The organism is Bradyrhizobium vignae (genome assembly GCF_004114425.1).
GTDB lineage: Bacteria > Pseudomonadota > Alphaproteobacteria > Rhizobiales > Xanthobacteraceae > Bradyrhizobium > Bradyrhizobium vignae.
This window is the reverse complement of the sequence record NZ_RDQF01000053.1, coordinates 24,669-42,088: the sequence shown is the minus strand read 5'-3', so window position 1 is coordinate 42,088 and position 17,420 is coordinate 24,669. Positions and strand designations below refer to the sequence as shown.

At 58.5% G+C, this 17,420-nt stretch carries 11 protein-coding genes; 9 read left to right on the top strand and 2 right to left on the bottom strand.

The window, feature by feature from the left end; translation table 11 throughout:
- Positions 1-78: 78 nt before the first annotated feature.
- Positions 79-828 carry an FkbM family methyltransferase gene (locus EAV90_RS31110; protein ID WP_245509663.1) on the bottom strand — a complete coding sequence of 250 codons (750 nt, stop codon included), beginning with the start codon at positions 826-828 and terminating at the stop codon, positions 79-81.
- A 368-nt stretch (positions 829-1,196) separates the two neighbouring features.
- On the opposite strand from EAV90_RS31110, the gene EAV90_RS31105 reads away from it, so the two are divergent.
- The 8 genes from EAV90_RS31105 (at position 1,197) to EAV90_RS31070 (ending at position 13,659) form a co-directional block, all read left to right on the top strand.
- Positions 1,197-3,161: an HAD family hydrolase gene (locus EAV90_RS31105; protein ID WP_129145630.1), complete on the top strand. Its 1,965-nt coding sequence runs from the start codon at positions 1,197-1,199 to the stop codon at positions 3,159-3,161.
- A gap of 118 nt (positions 3,162-3,279) precedes the next feature.
- Positions 3,280-4,686, top strand: coding sequence for a hypothetical protein (locus EAV90_RS31100; protein ID WP_129145629.1), 1,407 nt, complete (start codon positions 3,280-3,282; stop codon positions 4,684-4,686).
- Complete coding sequence (locus tag EAV90_RS31095) at positions 4,683-6,734, top strand: glycosyltransferase (RefSeq protein ID WP_129145628.1); 2,052 nt, start codon at positions 4,683-4,685, stop codon at positions 6,732-6,734. Before EAV90_RS31100 ends, EAV90_RS31095 begins: the two co-directional genes overlap by 4 nt.
- A gap of 73 nt (positions 6,735-6,807) precedes the next feature.
- Entirely contained in the window at positions 6,808-8,229 is a 1,422-nt protein-coding gene (locus EAV90_RS31090; RefSeq protein WP_129145627.1) for a lipopolysaccharide biosynthesis protein, read from the top strand.
- 37 nt (positions 8,230-8,266) lie between these two features.
- A complete protein-coding gene (locus EAV90_RS31085) occupies positions 8,267-9,139 on the top strand; it encodes a glycoside hydrolase family 16 protein (protein WP_129145626.1) in 873 nt (290 codons plus the stop codon).
- Between the two features lie 74 nt (positions 9,140-9,213).
- Positions 9,214-10,359, top strand: a complete 1,146-nt coding sequence (locus EAV90_RS31080; RefSeq protein WP_129145625.1) for a glycosyltransferase — start codon at positions 9,214-9,216, stop codon at positions 10,357-10,359.
- 164 nt (positions 10,360-10,523) lie between these two features.
- Positions 10,524-12,743, top strand: coding sequence for a polysaccharide biosynthesis tyrosine autokinase (locus EAV90_RS31075; protein WP_129145624.1), 2,220 nt, complete (start codon positions 10,524-10,526; stop codon positions 12,741-12,743).
- A 223-nt stretch (positions 12,744-12,966) separates the two neighbouring features.
- Positions 12,967-13,659, top strand: coding sequence for a sugar transferase (locus tag EAV90_RS31070; RefSeq protein ID WP_129145623.1), 693 nt, complete (start codon positions 12,967-12,969; stop codon positions 13,657-13,659).
- 481 nt (positions 13,660-14,140) lie between these two features.
- Here the strand turns inward: EAV90_RS31070 and EAV90_RS31065 are convergent, their stop codons facing one another.
- Entirely contained in the window at positions 14,141-15,532 is a 1,392-nt protein-coding gene (locus tag EAV90_RS31065; protein ID WP_245509662.1) for an FAD-dependent oxidoreductase, read from the bottom strand.
- A gap of 609 nt (positions 15,533-16,141) precedes the next feature.
- Between EAV90_RS31065 and EAV90_RS31060 the strand changes: the two genes are divergently transcribed.
- Positions 16,142-17,275, top strand: coding sequence for an alpha-amylase family protein (locus EAV90_RS31060; RefSeq protein ID WP_129145622.1), 1,134 nt, complete (start codon positions 16,142-16,144; stop codon positions 17,273-17,275).
- Positions 17,276-17,420: the final 145 nt, after the last annotated feature.

Genomic DNA, 17,420 nt, shown 5'->3' with positions numbered 1-17,420 from the left:
GGGCTCTAACGATGACATGCGTGTGGCATTCTTGCTCGTGCTGAAAACTCTTTCATTCAAAGCTCATCCCGTGTCTGGTCAGCCATTCGCTTTCTCGACCAACGCCACGTTCTGGACGGGGCTTGCGCCAAAGCACCTGTCAAGATTCGTGCCACGACGAGAGATCATGCGCTCCGAATGCACATACCAGCCGTCCCATTGCGAGAACTCCTCAAAGACGCGCTCGTATCCGCGCGCCGTCAGAAGCGTCTGAATCGCCGCTTCCGTTTTCCGGTTCTGCTCCACGCTGAGTAAATCGATGCTGTACCGGGAGAAATCGAAGCTCTTTAGGATGTCGTACTCGCTCCCCTCGGTGTCGATCGACATGTAGTCAATCCTGCGAGGAGCATTGCAGTCCGCCAGCAGTTGGTTAAGCGAAACCGTCTCGACCTCGATCTCTCGTCCGGCAGAACGCACAGCTGCAAAGTGATCACCCGAGGCGAATTCGGCCACCCCGCTGAGCTCCGGATCCACTTCGTTCGTTACCAAGAAGCGCACCTTCTTGCCTGAGCTCGAGCTGATGCACCGACGATCCTTGCGCGAAGCCCGGTTCTGCGCGAGCGCGTCGTGCCAGAATGGATTCGGCTCAGCTAAAATTCCTTGCCAGCCGTATTCCTTTTCCAACAACCAGGTGTTGCTATTCGTAACGCCGTTGGTTGCGCCAAACTCGACAAAGAACCCGCCCTGCTTCTCTCCGAGCTCGTAACTGACCCACAGGTCTTGAAATATTTGCGATCGCGATCGGTCGCGATTTAGAAAGCAGTAGGCCAGGAAGCGGATCTCGTCCATTCGACCAAAACATTCCACTTCAGGGCGCCGCAACCGGATGCCATTGAATATCATCCTGCGCAACGACGCGCTTTGTGCAGCCCTGGAGGCAACAGAAGCAAGCGCGGAAATCCCATGCTTAGTAAGCGATCGCATCATTATTCTCTAGATACCCCTCGCTGGAATTGTCAGCTGAGATCGTGAGAATTCGGCTGGCAGCCAATCCATATAATTCTTAAATATGAACGCCTCTCAGAGTTGGCACGCAAAATGCTACAAGCAATTTATTGATCTGAGCAACATCTAATTGCGGAGCTCGCCTAGCATAAATCAATTTGCGACCGTTATGCGTATTGCGTCATTTCGGTGCGTTTGGAGTTCGGTAATTTATGAAGTCACATAGGCTAGCCGAGCGCGTCAGAGCCGCCGATGGAATCGATCTGATATCCGTCGACGTCTTTGATACGCTTCTGCTGCGAACCGTACGCTCCGCTCGCTCACGGATTGTGCAAGGTGAGCATTTGTTCAGCAGCTTTCTTTGGGAGCGCGGCTGGCAAATCGAACCTGCTCTGCTGTCGAGAACCAGACAGGAAGCGGAGCGAGTTGCCTTCCGATCGCTCGCCGTGCGCGGATCCGGTGAGGTCCGACTGGCCGACGTGATTGATCGGCAACTTCGCTTGCTGGGTCTTCCGGCTTTCTTGAGCGCTGCGCGATTGGCAATTGAGCTCGAGGTCGAGAAGACCTCTCTCGCTGCAAACCGGAACTTGGCCGGGCTTCTCCGCGCACGCCGAGCGGCGGGCTACCGCATTGTCGCCGTCAGCGACACCATGCTGTCGTCTGCAGATCTCGATAAACTGATCTGGCATTTTCATGGGCGCGATGTTGTTGACCAGATCTACAGCAGCGCCGATCAGGGATGCACCAAGCGTGACGGTGCGCTGTTTGCCCGGGTCGCCGAAGCAGAAGGGGTGCCCTTAGGCCGAATTCTGCACGTCGGCGATGATCCGCACGCCGACGTTCGTCAAGCCTCGGCATTTGGACTAACTGTCATTCATACACCCCGGCCCGTCTGGTTCAGCTATTTGCGCAAGGCGAATGGCGGTTTGGTTGCCGCTCGGGCTGCATTGTCGCGACCAAAGCGCGGCAAGTGCTCGGCAGCGGAGACACCCGAAAATGCGTACGCGTTTGGACGTCTTGTCCTTGGGCCCATCGTCACTCAGTTTTGTTTGCTGATTTGGCTATACGCCGCCGAAGTGGACGCATGCGACAAGGCGACCTTGCTGTTTTGCGCCCGGGGCGGTGTTGGAATAAGGGACGTTTTCGAACGAGTCGCCGCTCGACTTTCGCTGCCGCTCGGCATGCCGCGGCAGAACTTCATGGTCTCGCGCCTCGTGGCGGCGCGGGCTGCGGTGCTGGTTCGCAGCGCTTCTGCGCTCGAAGAGATTGCCCGTGAGTTTCGAGGCCGCTCGTTTCTTGATGTGGCTTGTGCCTTTGGTGGAGGACGCTACGAGCTGCCAGAGGAGTGGAAGCAGCCATTTCGTGCAGACGTATTCTACGCCATGTTGTTCGATGATCGCGCGAAGGCAGTTTTGTCTGACGTCTGCCGGCAGAACGCGCTATTCGAGCGGCACTTTGCCAAGCTCCGGGGCGATGCGCGCCGAATTCTGTTGTGCGATACCGGTCTCTATGGAAGCACACAGCGGCTATTGGCCAGTGCCTTTCCGGCGCTACAAATTGAAACCATTCAGTTTGCCCGATCAAACTATAAGGGACACAGCGAAGAACATTTCAAGCAGGTGTTCGGCCTCGTGGTTCAGCGCAATCGCTATAGTCCGCTCGACGTCCGCTCCTCTGTCCTGCGGTACTGGCATTTGATTGAGAGCTTGTTCGAGCCCAGGGTCCCCTCGGTCACTTCTTTTGTCGACGAGGGAGAGGATGTCGCGGCCAATTGCGGCGATATCCGGTTTGGGATCAGCGACGCTAGCCTCGGAAACGAACTGCTGTCCGGCGCGCTCAGTTACGTGGATAGCCTTCCGATCGATGGCGGGGCGGCGGCACTGCGCGATGCCGATCCCGCCTGGGTTCGGCTCAAGCGGGCCATTACGCGGCCTACCGCCGGCGAATTGCGATGTCTCGAAGTGCCGGGCCGATCCGTCGATTTTGGCAGGTCCGATGTGCTGCAGGCCTTGCGCGCCGAGCAACCCCAGCCGGTGTTGAACAGGCTGGCATCGCTGCGCTTTGAACTCTGGCGTGAGGGCGCAATAGCTCGGCAATTTCCCATTCTTAAGCACGCTCTGTTGCCAATGCTCGATTCCATACATTCTGTCAGGGGCATGATGGCTCGCCAGCATTGAAACAGCCGATGCCGAATCCAGCAGCACTTCATGTGTCGTTTCCGGTCCGCCGCGCTGGCTCCGCGACTCCGGTTAGGACGCGAGGCGGCGCACTCGAGCCAACCCGCACCGGTGCGCCATGTCGGTAGAACCGATCGGGATTTTGACCGTCCTCCTCGGGTTGCTTTGCCTGCCGCTCGGTTATCGCGCTACTTTCGGCGTACTGATGGGCACTGCCCTGTTTGGCGCGGCCGCCGCCATTCTCGTCGGCGGTGCAAACATCCAACCGGCACACCTGTTCTTAAGCTTCGCCGTGGCGGCAGTGCTCGCTCGGCGGCACGAGGCTGCCGCTGCGATGCGAGCCATGAGCTTCGGCCAGCCTGGATTTTGGCTGTTATGCATGGTGATCTTTGGCGTTGGCTCTGCTGTCCTGATGCCACGTTTACTGGCTGGCGCAACGCAGATCGTTCCTCTTGGCGCGTCGGAATACGCCGACACCGGCTCGACCGTCCCGCTTGGGCCAGTGTCCAGCAATTTTACTCAGTCTGTCTACATGGCAGCCGATCTCGCCTGCTTCGGGATCACGGCCGCGATCGCAACGACTCATGTCGGCTTTCGCGCCGTTGTCGCCGCGGTACTCGGCTATTGCGCCGGAAACGTCCTGCTCGCCATGCTGGACGTCGGAACGTATGCGACGGGCACCCAAAGTCTTCTCGATTTCATGCGGAACGCCCAGTACACAATGCACTCCGATGATCAGGTCAACGGTGTAAAGCGGATCGTCGGTTCATTTCCCGAAGCTTCCGCCTTTGCGCGCGCCACTCTCGGCGCGTTCGCGTTCACCGGCACCCTGTTTCTGAGCGGCAGGATCCCGATGCTCACCGGCCCGATGGCGCTGGCATCGCTGGCGCTCGTCATTCTGTCAACCTCCTCGACTGGATTTGCTGGGGCTCCACTGGTCGGCTTGATCCTTTACGCCGGACTTCTGCGGCGATCGGGCTTTCAGCCGAACCGTCCGCTCAGTTCCGCCGCTGTGCTATGCACGCCGATCCTCTTGATCATCCTGATCTTGGGCGTGCTCCTCGATGAGCGAGCTAGCGAAACGGTGCATGCCTATGTCGATACGTTGATACTCAACAAATCCTCTACGACCTCGGCTGTCGAGCGCAGCTCTTGGAATGCGGCTGCCCTACAGAACTTCTTTGACTCCTTTGGTTTTGGCGTTGGGCTCGGAACCATCCGCACATCGAGTTTTCCGATCGCACTCCTTGCCAACGTTGGTATTCCGGGAACTGCCTTCTATCTGCTTTTTGCCGCAACAGCCCTGTTCGCACCATTGAATGGTCCGCGTGCTTTTGAGACCGACGCTCGCCTAGCCGCGCGCAATGCATGTTTGGCTCTCATCATCGGCGACACATTGGCGGCTCCGACCGTGGAGCAAGGTCTGCTGTTTTATGCCCTCGCCGCGCTGGCTTGCGCCTCACCGCGCGATCACCTCGAAGGAGTGCTGCTCACGCCGTCCGAACCATCGGGAGCCAAAGCATGAATGCATCCAGCAGCAGTTTTGCCGTCAATGGCCGCTATCTGACTCAGCCCACAAGTGGCGTGCAGCGCTACGCCCAGGGCGTCACGGCGGCACTGAATCAAGTACTCATCGGGTCCGGCGCAATCGTTCCGATCATTGCCCCCAAGGCCGCCCCCGATCCTCGGCTTCAGGCCATGCCACTCATTACGGCGGGGCCTCTCGACGGACACCTCTGGGAGCAATTGGTTCTTCCCGGGCGGTGGCCCGGACGGTTGCTCAATCTCGGCAACACGGCGCCGGCCGTCAAACCGGATCAGGTCGTGTGCATTCACGACGCCAACGTGTTCGATGCACCGGAGAGCTATCGACGAGCATTTCGCGCGACCTATCGCGCCCTGCAACCGCTGTTGGCCAAGCGCGCAAGGATCACCACCGTTTCAGCCTATTCGGCCCGACAACTTGCCCGGCACCTGCCGCTACGCGCCGCGGACATTGCCGTGCTTCCGAATGGACATGAGCATGCCTTGACCTGGGACCCCAGCCTCGCGCGCAAGGATTGCCAGCTTGCGGCCGAGGGCCGGTTCGTGCTGGCGCTCGGATCGCGCGCTCCGCATAAGAACCTGCAGCTGGTTAGCACAATCGCGCCGGAGCTCGCCGCAATGAACATCGGCGTGATCGTCGCCGGTGGCGGCGCGGACATATTTTCGCCTGAACGTCTAACGGACGCACGCGGCCTGACCCTACTCGGCCGCGTCACCGATGACGATCTCGCCTATCTCATGGATCGCGCCTTGTGCTTGATCTTTCCATCGTTGACAGAAGGTTTCGGGCTTCCGATCGTCGAAGCCATGGCGCGTGGTTGTCCTGTCGTTGCCTCGGATCGCGCCAGCATGAGCGAAGTGTGCGGCGATGCCGCTTTGCTCGCTCCCCCCGACGATCCACGGCGATGGGTTCAGTGCATTCGGCAACTCTCGATATCCGGCGATCAGCGCGATGAACTGATCGGACGTGGCCGTGAGCGTATCAGGATGTTTTCTTGGGCGCGCACCGCGGCTGGCTATGTCGAGCTGATGCAAGAGCCTGCATCGGCTCTGAGAAGGCGTGAGACCACCGTCGGACCCATGCCTAGAGTGGCGGTGGCAATCGCGACACGAGGAAGACCTCAAACTGTGACGGCTACCCTGACTCACTTGCTGCAGACCCAGACCCTCAAGCCGGACGCCGTCATCGTTTCTTGCGTCAACCGTGAGGATGCCGGCGATGCCGCCAAGCTGCCCGGCGTTCGGCTTGTCACCGGCCCCGGCGGCTTGCCGGCTCAGCGGAATACCGCGTTGGCCGCGCTCAGGAATGAGACCGACGTGATCGTGTTCTTCGACGATGATTTTCTGGCGGATCCCGATTGGTTGGCCGCGGCCGCGCAAACGTTTCGAGACGAACCAGAGGTCGTCGGCTTCACTGGGTATCTCTATGCTGATGGCATCCTTGGACCGGGATTGAGTTTTGATGAAGCGCTGCGCATCTTGACGGAAGGCACGCTGTCGCCCGAAGCACCGCGCATCGAACCATTCAGCCCGTACGGCTGCAACATGGCTTTCCGCATGTCTGCGATCGGCAACATAACCTTTGATGAGCGGCTCGTGCTCTATGGATGGCAGGAAGACCGGGATTTTGGCGCGGCGCTTGCAAAGCGAGGCGGCCGGCTGATCAAATCTCCCCGCGCCCGCGGCGTGCATATGGGACAGAAGGCGGGCCGTGTTGCCGGAGACCGACTGGGCTATTCCCAAGTCGTCAATCCAATCTACCTGCTGCGCAAAGGCACGATGACGCCTCGGCAGGCAACAATGCAGATCTTTCGGAACGTCGCCATCAACCTGGCGCGCGCCGCCAGACCTGAACCTTTCATCGATCGGCGGGGCCGCCTTCGCGGAAACGCGCTCGGTTTCGCCGACGTTCTGAGAGGCCGTCTTGAGCCCGAGCGCGCAGCGACCCTCATACCGAGCGACAAGAGCTCGCGCCCGCGACCAGTAACTCCAAGCACAGGCACTCGCGATGACGCCACTGCCTCATGAAGCCGCGCGAGCCGGCACTCTTTCCGCATCGACGACCAGGCAGCGCCTCGTCTCAACGTGCAGGCATTGAGCCGTGCTTGCCCGCAAAACCCTCTTGGGCGCCGCTTGGACTGTGTCGTCCAGGCTAACAGCCCGGGCTATCGATTTCGTCACGCTTTTGGTCCTCGCACGCATCCTGACGCCCGCTGATTTCGGCCTCACCGCCCTCGCCGCTACCGTAACGATCATCGCGGACATGGTGCTCGAGGTCCCAACGCTGCAGGCTCTGACGCGCTTGCCAAGCGTAACGAAGTCGCACTTGGACACTGCCTTCACCTTGAGCGCGCTGAGAGGCATCGCCTTGACATTGGTGCTTTTGCTGGTGGCGTGGCCCTTTGCTCAGATTTACCAGGATTCCCGCCTGGCCAGCTTGATCATCGTAAGCGCCATCGGACCCTTGGCTCGCAGCCTGTATAGCCCTGGAATGGTCGAACACACCCGCAGCCTGGCTTTCAGGCCAGTCTTTGTTGCGGAGATCTTTGGCAAACTTGCCGCGGCGATCATTGCAGCGACAGCAGTCAGACTTGGCGCTGGGTACTGGGCCATTGTCGCCAGCGGCATCGCAGCGTCCTTGGCAGCCACATCGATGTCGTATCTGTTGGCCCCTTACAGACCAAACCTCTCGCTATCGAAGTTTCGGGAGTTCTCGGCTTTTCTCGGTTGGCTGAGCGGCGCTCAGATCATCATCGCCCTGAGCTGGCAGTTTGATCGAATCCTACTCGGCTATTCCTCGAGCAAGGCCACATTGGGTCAATACACCATCGCCAGCGATCTATCGGTGATGCCAACCCAGAGCCTGATCGGCCCGGCGATGCAGCCTCTCATGGCCGCACTGTCGCAGATCAACCAGAACCAGGACCGGCTCCGTCATGCCTATTCGAAGGCGTCCCGGCTCACGATGTCACTTGCCGCGCCGGCTTGCATCGGAATGTCGTTGACCGCGGACTTGATCGCCGAGGTCCTGCTGGGGCCGCAGTGGGGCGAGGCTGGACTCTACTTGCGGTGGCTCGCATTGTCGACCGTCCTCAGCGCGTTCTATCAGCCCCTGCATTCGTTGGCGCTGGCCACCAATCGAACCCATCTGGTGTTTCGCCTCACCCTGGTCGAGCTGTGCGCCAAGATCGTTCTGATGTGTTTTGGCTTCTACTTCTATTCGCTTGCAGGCGTGGTCGCGGCACGAGCCGCGGTTTCGTTCATCATGTTCGTCCTCTCCTTGATAGGCGCCCGGCAACTGGTCGGAACAAGCGTCGCGTCTGAGGCGGCCAATCTGTGGCCGATCGCCGCCGCATGTGCGGTGATGACCCTGCTGGTGATGGGCCTGCGATACAAGCTGCCCGAAATCCATCTGGCTGCCTTTTTTGAACTGGGAGTGATCTCTCTGTTCGGTGCCAGTGTCTATGTCGGCGCGCTATATGGCTTTGGTGTTCGGGTCAGCAGCCGCGCAGGGGCAGTGTGACGGTCGAAGTGCACGATGCAGGATCAAGGAGAGCGGAATGACCGAGAAGGGGCATGCAACAAAACACCTGACCTGGGCGGCCACGACGGTCGCGCTAACTGTCGGGATTTCATTCGGTTCTGCGTTCGCGGCCGAGCAGCCTGCATCCTGTGAACTTCATCCGGTCCTGCTTGAAGACTTCGACGAGCTCAGTGTCTCAGCGACCCGCCTGGGCGCGGCCCGCTGGACCGCACACACCCCATGGTCGGGGGATTTCGGCGACGCGGCGTTTGCCAATCCGGGACCAAGGGGGCCATTCAAGGTGGAAGACGGAGTTCTCACTATCACCGCGTCAAAGGATCGGAACGGCAAGTGGACGTCGGGTCTTCTGGCGGCAGCCGATGCTTCCGGCGCCGGGACCGGAACCCGGTACGGCTATTTCGAGGCGCGCATGAAGATGCCGCCCGGTCCGGGAACGTGGCCCGCATTCTGGCTTGCTGCTCTGAAGCCCGCCACGGTGACGGAAGGAAACGTCGAACTCGATGTCATCGAGTATTATGGGCAGTTCACATCCGCTTATCAGGCCGCCACGCACATCTGGTACAAGCAACCGCAGAAGACCCGGGGCGAGGCGCAGAAGGTCACGGTGCCGAACGATGCGCTCGTGCAAGACTTCCACACCTTCGGCGTCGATATCTCGCCGCAAGCCGTCGTGTTCTTCTTCGACAGAACCCCGGTCTGGAGCCAACCAACTCCGCCTGAACTCGACGGCCCGCTCTACCCTCTTGTGAACCTTGCCCTCGGCGGTGGTTGGCCGATCGATCAGACACCCAGTCCTTCCACGCTGTTGATCGACTATGTCCACGTATACGGGCGCGGCCCTGGTCCGGCCGAAGGTTGCCCGCCTGCCCCTGAGGTCCTGCCACGCTGAAGCGTAGATGTCGGCTCAATCCCACTGCGCAATCACAGCACATCATTTCGATCCATTTGCGAAAGATTGACTGCATGAAAGTCGCGATCATTCACTATTGGCTTGTGGGAATGCGCGGGGGCGAGAAAGTCCTCGAAGCTCTTTGCGAGATGTATCCCGAGGCAGACATCTACACGCATGTCTATGTTCCAGAAATGGTCTCCGAAACTATTCGAAAACACCGCGTTGTTTCGACCTTTATCAATCGGCTACCGCGCGCTCCACGCATGTACAAGACTTATCTCCCGCTCATGCCGCTCGCGCTGGAGCAGCTTGATTTACGCGACTATGATCTGATCCTCAGCAGCGAATCCGGACCGGCAAAAGGCATCATTGCTCCTCCTCACGCCCTCCACGTCTGCTATTGCCACACGCCCATGCGCTACATCTGGAATATGTTTCACGATTACCGAGCAGGCGCAGGCTCGCTCGCGCGGTTGGCCATGCCCTCGCTCGCGCACTATCTGAGGCTGTGGGATGTCGCTTCTGCCGCGCGGGTCGATAGCTTCGTTGCCAATTCCGCGACCGTCGCCGACCGCATCCGTCGCTACTACGGTCTCGCAGCCAACGTAATTCATCCTCCAGTGGATACTGCAGCATTCTCGCCGTGCCCGTCCTCCGAGCTCGGCGACTACTATCTGATGGCCGGCGAACTCGTATCCTACAAGCGACCCGACCTTGCGGTACGCGCGTTTAACGAATTGAAACTGAAGCTGGTGGTCATCGGCGGTGGCGAGATGCTGTCCGAGATTCGCCGCCTCGCCGGTCCGACCGTCTCCGTGCTCGGACCGCAGCCGTTTGAGGCACTCAAGCACCATTACGCGCGCTGTCGCGCGCTCATCTTCCCGGGAGAAGAAGACTTCGGCATGGTGCCGGTTGAGGCTATGGCGAGCGGACGTCCGGTGCTCGCTTTCGGGCGGGGCGGCGCTACCGAGACGGTCGCAAACGACGTGACCGGTCTCTTCTTCGACGAGCAGACAGTTGATGCCATCAGCAATAGCATTGCCAGATTCGAGCGGATGACCTTTGAGCCCGAGGCTATTGTCGCTCATGCCCAGCAGTTTGGCCGCGAGCCATTCATCCGCAAAATGCGATCACACATCGATCTCCTTTTAGCCCAACGCGCCAGATCGAGGCAGCAACGCATGGAAACGATCAGCATGGGCTCAACCCTCAATTGACCGGTTCTTGAGCACAGCCTGCACGGCATTTGTGCTCTGTAACATCAATTTAATGGGCAATACTCCTTTTTGTTTAAATGCCAATTCTTGTTTACGCGAGCAGATGCGAGCTGCTCCTTTTGGACTGGGTGCGTTCTTAAAACGAATTGAGTTGAGGGCGTGGAATGAACATCGCCGGCGAATTTCGGCCCTATGCAACGGCGACAGAAGCCGCCCCTGATCAGGCAAGATCTCTGCTTCTGTTACGCGACTTCTTACGTCGCGAATGGCGTCTTATCGCCTTCATGACGGCCGCCTCGTTGGCGCTTGGCTCGTTCTACGTCGGGACGGCGCCTCGCAAGTTCACGGCGCAGGCTGACATGTTCATTGATACCAAGGGAATTACCTCCCCACGAAGTGAGAATTCCCAGGAACATCAAGGCGTAGACGACGCCGTTGTGGAGAGTGAGATCGAGACCACCAGGTCAGAAAAGGTCGGAAAAGCGGTCATCAACAAATTGCATCTCACGGATGATCCAGAGTTCGTCGCCTCGAGCGATGCAATCACAAGCCGCTTGGCCCGATCGTTGCGGCTAACGACTTCGTCCGAAGAAAGGCCTTCGTCTGCAGAACTGGAGCGACGCGCGCTTGGGGCCCTGAAGGACAATCTGCGCGTCACCCGTTTGGGCCGCAGCTACGTCGAGCAGATCGCCTATACCTCGCTTGACCCGGACAAGGCTGCACGGATCGCCAATGCCTTCGCCGATGCCTACATCGAATACCGGCTGCAGGCAAAGTACGAGGCTACAAGACGCGCCAGCGCTTGGCTGGAACAGCGGATCAGCGAACTCCGTCAGCAGGCCAGCAATGCCTACAAAGCCGTGCAGGACTTCAAGGCCGAAAACGGCATCATCATTGGCGTCGAAGGCAAACTGGCGAGCGAGGTTGAGCTCGATCAGCTCGGCGTCGCACTGGCCAAAGCACGCGCCGACACCAGCCAAGCTCGCGCCAAGCTCGAGCGTATACAACGCATCCTCGAACAACGACCTGAGAAGGAAAACTTCACGATCCCGGACCCGGTTGTCACCGATGCGCTTAACAGTCCGGTCATTACCAAGCTCCGTCAGAAATACCTGGAGAACCAAAACAAGCAGGCCGAATGGAGCGCGCGCTATGGTGCCGAGCATGAGGCCGCCAGGAATCTGCGATCGGAAATGGCCGCGCTGCAACGGTCGATGTGGGATGAAATCTCCCGTATCGCGGAGAGCTATAAGAGCGAACTCCAGATTGCGAAGTCGCAGGAGGAGGCGATCGATACGCGAATGATCGAGATCTTCCAGCAATCCGGGGCGACGCGGCAAGCTCAGGTTCACCTGCGTGAGCTGGAAACGGGCGCAAACACCTACCGCGGCATCTACGAGGCCTTCCTGTCTCGATTCACCCAGTCGGTGCAGCAGCAGTCGTTTCCGTCGACCGAGGCCCGCGTGGTGACGGAAGCCTCGGCACCTGCAAAGCCAAGCTCTCCCAAGCTCGCAATCACCTTGGCTTTCGCAGCGATGTGCGGGCTCGGCCTGGGCACTCTCGCAGCAATAGCCCGAGAGCAATTCATGTACCGGAGGGTCCACACACGTGACCAGCTCGAGAAGCTGTTGAGCACGCCGTGCCTGGCTGCGTTCCCAGCTGTTTCAAAGTTGAGGACGCGATTGCGCGGCGGTCACGCGAGTGCCTTCCACCAGATCAACCAAGCCGCTCCTTTTTCGGCTACGGCCGAGGCATTGCGTTACATCAAGGTCGCCATCGACCTGCATCCGGCGAAGCCGAAGGTGATCGGCATTACGTCGGCTCTTCCCGGTGAAGGGAAGACAACCACCACGGCGGCGCTTGCCGCATTTCTTGCGAGAACCGGGGCCCGCACGCTCCTGATTGACTCGGATCTACGTAAACCGGCCTTGTCCAAAATGCTTGGCTACGAGCGCCGGTTGGGGCTGCAGCGGATGGTGGTCGATCGGTTGCGTCTCAAGGACGTGATCATCAACGACCTCAATTTCAACTTCGATGTCGTCCCCTCGCCATCTGGGGCACCGCCCTCAAACAGCTCGGATGTGCTTTGTGCGCCATCGATCAGGCTGGGACTGGAGCGAGCTCGCGAGGACTACGACTACATCATTTGCGATTTGCCGCCGATCTTGCCCATCGCTGACGTCAGAGCGGTCGCAAGCCTGTTTGACGCGTTTGTGATGGTGGTTGAATGGGGCACGTCCACCAACGAGGTCCTCAAGGCAATCCAGTCATCGCCGCTTGTTTCGGAACGATTGCTTGGCGCCGTCCTCAACAAAACCGACGAAGCGTTTATGCGTCGCTTTGAGGGTTATTCCGATCGGCGCTACTCCTATTATCAAAACTGAAGGAAGGTAGCGGCGCTGCTGCCGCCGAATTCAAATCGCAAAGCCATCACGAGCTCAATGATACTACGCTGAAAAAATCCGCTGGCCCTGCCGAAACTTTAAACTTGTATTAATTTTGCACCGCGTCAGAATTTAATGTGCTCGTATTCGGGCGATGAGACCGAAAGAAAAAGAGGGGACGAGTTCGAAGGCTTTTTAGGTGTTGTTTTATGGAGTTCCCGCAATGGCCAATGTGGTCGATACACGCGGCGAGTTGCCTTTTATTTCTGCAAAGACACGTTCTCCCGCCCACGTGGCACCGCGTCCCGTGGGTACACTCGTAAAGAGATCGATTGACCTTGTATTGGCAGCTTTTGGCATTCTGCTGTTTTCTCCTTTGCTGTTGCTCTGTTGCTCGGCCTTGATTGTGTTCTCGCCAGGACCGGTGCTGTTTCGTCACAAGCGGGTTGGCTTTAATGGTCAGACCTTCGAATGTCTCAAGTTCCGCACCATGGCGCCTGACGCAGCGGAGCGGCTGCAGCGGTTGTTGGAGTCGGATCCTGCGGCCGCTGCCGAGTGGAAGGCCGCTCGCAAGCTACGAACAGACCCTCGCGTCACGCTGTTGGGCGGGGTGCTGCGTCGATCAAGCCTCGACGAATTGCCCCAATTGTTCAATGTCATTCGAGGTGACATGAGCATCGTCGGTCCTCGGCCGGTCACCGAAGACGAACTGGCGCGGTACGCTTCCAAGGTCGACGCCTACCTCGCCTGCCGTCCTGGCATCACGGGCCTCTGGCAAGTGAGCGGTCGCAGCACAACCACTTACCGCCGGCGCGTCGCATGCGATGCATTCTACGCGCGCAATTGGTCCATCATGCTCGACACAAAGATAATGCTGGCGACCCTCCCGGCTCTGTTTGAGGATTCGGCATATTGACGTAGACCTGAAGCCCTCTGCGAGACAGAAGGTCCTCTGATTGGAATTGATAATCGCTCGATTGCACAGGATTCAAAGCACCACGAACAGGCCAACGCTTAAGCCATCGATTGTATCAATGAGGGATGATGATGAGCGCGAGCTCGACCGACGCTACGGATTTCGAAGCCGTTTGCTCGAACTGCGCGACGCTGGCCGTCACGTTCGAGTGTAACGACGGAGCCCTCGATGACACACCGGTCTTTTGCAGGAACTGTGGTCGCTTACGAGGCCTCATCGGCGCGGTTAGAAAGATGGCCCATGAGCCCGCGACACCCCACTCGGCCGGCTCTCGGAGCCCCCGGTGCGACCCACATTTGCTGCTCTAATCTAGGAGCCGACTTTATCTTCCGCTCTCCGCGACTCCAACCGCTTCTGCCTCGGTCGTGAAAGCAATTCACCAAACCTGCTATGCGCTCGCATCTGATCTGGCTCTCGTGATCTAATCCGAACGAAGCGCGGCTTCTGCTTTCAACGTGGAGTCACGCGCGGTAGGTTGATAGTCAAATCTACCTTGGCGTCCAATGGATTCGATTCCTAGCTGGCGCAGTGCGGCCACCGCCCTTCCGGCGCGCTCGTCGGCCTGATCGCTGTAGATGGGATAGGCATTTCCAAGCGCATGCGCCCCCTCAAGCCGAAGGTCGCCAAGAAACAAACTGTTGTCGCAGGTATGGGTTCTAAAGTCGCAATCTGCCTTGTCCCTATCGTGCGCCACATGCTCAGCATTGATTTCAACCGAGAAGAATTCTCGGCCGTGGCACTTGCCATAAAAATCGGAGTGCATTGTGAGGCGCTTCCAAGCACCTTCTCTTGAAAAATTATATAGGATTGATTGCGTAAAACCCCGTTTACCGGAAAAGCTGTAGAACAGCGTCAGCAACGTGACAGTTTTAAGTTCGCGATGGGTTTGCAATCCGCACAAATCCTGGATGCGCGCGAGGGGAACGGTCGAGACCAGCCGCCGGCCGGCAATCGCGCGCTCGTTTCCCAGCACAATCGAAAAGCCACCATTCTGCCTTTCAACACCAGTTATCTTGGCCCCCAGAACGAAGCTTGCGCCTCGACCTTCAAGCCGCTCCACTGCCTTCTGATAAAGAAATGCGAAGCCCTCCCGCGGTCGAACAAGTTGTCGATTGGTGGGCGCGTCAGGGGCGCGACGCAACGCGCGAGCAACGTGATTTCGTAGCGTCGCATGCTCTTTGATCCAAAGCATTCTCTTCTCGGCAAACTTGACGTCGACTTGGTCGGCCGGAAATCCGTAGAACCGGCTCAAATAGAAGCCGAGTCCTGTGCGCTCCAGTAACCGCTTTCCGATCCAGAACGTTGCAAAGTCCTTAGCGCTCCGGATCTTGCGGCGGAACGTTCGGGCAAAAACGATCGAGCCCGCCATCCGAAGCCACTCCATTGGACCAGCTGAAACCAGATCATCCGCGATCGATAGCGGATAGTGGCTTACTGCGCCTTGCGGCGTGAGACGCCCCCAAGACGGGTGGATCTCAATGTAGAGCGGCAACAACTCGGGAAAGTGTGACAGTAACGGGGAATCATCCTGAAAAATGTAACTGCCGACGTCGAACGTGTAGTCACCGATCTTGCAATCAATGTGATTTCCACCGCTCTGGGCGTACTCGTCGATGACAATGACGTTGCGGGCGCCGTCGCGGAGCAAGATCGATGTGGCGACCAAGCCGCTGATGCCAGCGCCCAGCACCGCCGCATCGTATGGCACCTCATCAAAGCTGTTCGTCATCAAAAGACCGTCAAACATCCGCTGTACGAATTTATTCAAGCGCATTTCTGAAAGCGCGGCCAGCAAAATTAGAATCGAGGACATAGGCTCCTCGTGCCCTGCTCGGCGCAGGTGCAGCTTGCTGGGCGTCCAAGAGCGAAGGCCTTGAGGGAAGCCAGTCTAAATCTTGTGCAACCTGCGCCTAATGACGTGGCGCTTTCATTCGCAGCGAGCCGCGCTTAACGGGGTTGCGGTGATCAGACAGATATTGCTCGAGCCGGTGATGCTGGCGGCGAACGAGCTAGCCGATGCTGAGCCTGCGGCTGCGAAGCTGACGGTGTGACTTATTCGAACTCACACGGCGCGATGGTGTGGTCGCGTTTGTACCCTGCGGGCACAGCCAAGAAGACGCGCCGTAGACGGCTCCGGTCTACCGATCCGAATGTCGGTTCCGGCCATAGGCGAAGCTTGCGGCTTGCACTCTTCAGGTCTGCTTCGCTGGGTCTAGCGGACGCGAATTGCTCGCATCGAGCTTTTCTCAGTCTGACCCGAAGCCGACCTTAGGCCGCCGCGCCTCGTCCAGAGCGGTTCTGCCTTCATCATCTGTACGGGTGGCTTAGGTTGAATATGCTAGGCTCCATTTGATGGTCCAGTAGTCGACGCGATGACGTGGGATCGCTTCATTGGTGTCAACAACTTAGCTGAGGTCGCGCCATGCCGTTCGGTTTCAGGATAGTTGTCGCAGTCTTGCTCTTCGTGGGAGCTCCCGTATCGGGTGGCGAGTTGCAGGTAAATGGATTTCCCACCGATGCCAACTTCTTCCCGATTGGCGTTTGGTTGCAATCGCCGACTCGCGCTGCCTCTTACAAGGCAATCGGGATCAATACCTTTGTGGGATTGTACGAAGGACCCACTGAAGAGCAACTCGCCGCATTGGCGCGGCAGCATATGTTCGCCATTGCCGGCCAAAACGACGTTGCGCTGAAATCGGTCAACCGGCACGTTATAAAAGCGTGGATGCAAGAAGACGAACCGGACAATGCCCAACCAATCGGGCCAGGAGTGTATGGAACATGCATTCCAGCAATTGAAGTCGCTCGGCGTACGCGAGAGATGAAAGCCCGGGATCCAACGCGACCGATCATGATCAATTTCGGGCAGGGTGTGGCCAACGAATTCTGGCGCGGTCGTGGTCCCTGCAACGGTGATCAGGGATACTACGATATTGCGATCCAAGGTGCAGATCTCTTGTCGTACGACATCTATCCAGTGGGATCCACTACGCCCCAAGTTAAGGGAAGGCTGGAATATGTTGCGCGTGGCGTCACCAATCTCGCGAAGAGGGCTACCGATGGGCAAAGCGTATGGATGGCGCTCGAGACAACGGCACTAGATCCAACTCGTCGACCGACTGCGGCGGAAGTTCGGGCGGAGATCTGGATGGCATTGGTTCATGGCGCGACAGGAATTTTTTATTTCGTGCATGAGTTTAAACCAACCTTCCGGGAGGACGCCATCTTCCGTTACCCCGATATCGTGGAGGAGGTCACGAAAACGAACCGATTGATCTTGTCTCTCTCGCCAGCGTTGAAGAGCCCAAGCGTATCCGGGGCTATATCCGTAAGCTCGCAGGTCCCGATCGCAACCATGGTGAAGGTGTACAAAGACAACACGTATATCTTTGCCGTCGCGATGCAGAACTCTCCGTCCACAGCGCGGATCACGGTCAATAACGTTCATCAGACCAGTGCTCGGGTCATCGGCGAGGGGCGTAGCGTATCCCTCGCGCAAGGTTCTTTCGAAGACCAATTTGAAGGCTACGGGGTACATCTTTATCAAATACCCTAGCAGGCCATTCCGGAGCGAACGGGATTTCGCCGCCCAAACTGCGACTTCCGAATCTGGCCCATCGCTTCCGTTGATGCGGTACAGCTACATGCCCGCTTATGGGAGCCTACCGAAAGCTTGTTGTCGAGGGCGAAACGGCGCGATC

Bases quoted from the DNA above. Each gene is read 5' to 3' on its own strand.
- EAV90_RS31110 (WP_245509663.1), bottom strand. From the start codon at position 828: ATGGACGAGATCCGCTTCCTGGCCTACTGCTTTCTAAATCGCGACCGA.
- EAV90_RS31105 (WP_129145630.1), top strand. From the start codon at position 1,197: ATGAAGTCACATAGGCTAGCCGAGCGCGTCAGAGCCGCCGATGGAATC.
- EAV90_RS31100 (WP_129145629.1), top strand. From the start codon at position 3,280: ATGTCGGTAGAACCGATCGGGATTTTGACCGTCCTCCTCGGGTTGCTT.
- EAV90_RS31095 (WP_129145628.1), top strand. From the start codon at position 4,683: ATGAATGCATCCAGCAGCAGTTTTGCCGTCAATGGCCGCTATCTGACT.
- EAV90_RS31085 (WP_129145626.1), top strand. From the start codon at position 8,267: ATGACCGAGAAGGGGCATGCAACAAAACACCTGACCTGGGCGGCCACG.
- EAV90_RS31080 (WP_129145625.1), top strand. From the start codon at position 9,214: ATGAAAGTCGCGATCATTCACTATTGGCTTGTGGGAATGCGCGGGGGC.
- EAV90_RS31075 (WP_129145624.1), top strand. From the start codon at position 10,524: ATGAACATCGCCGGCGAATTTCGGCCCTATGCAACGGCGACAGAAGCC.
- EAV90_RS31070 (WP_129145623.1), top strand. From the start codon at position 12,967: ATGGCCAATGTGGTCGATACACGCGGCGAGTTGCCTTTTATTTCTGCA.
- EAV90_RS31065 (WP_245509662.1), bottom strand. From the start codon at position 15,532: ATGTCCTCGATTCTAATTTTGCTGGCCGCGCTTTCAGAAATGCGCTTG.
- EAV90_RS31060 (WP_129145622.1), top strand. From the start codon at position 16,142: ATGCCGTTCGGTTTCAGGATAGTTGTCGCAGTCTTGCTCTTCGTGGGA.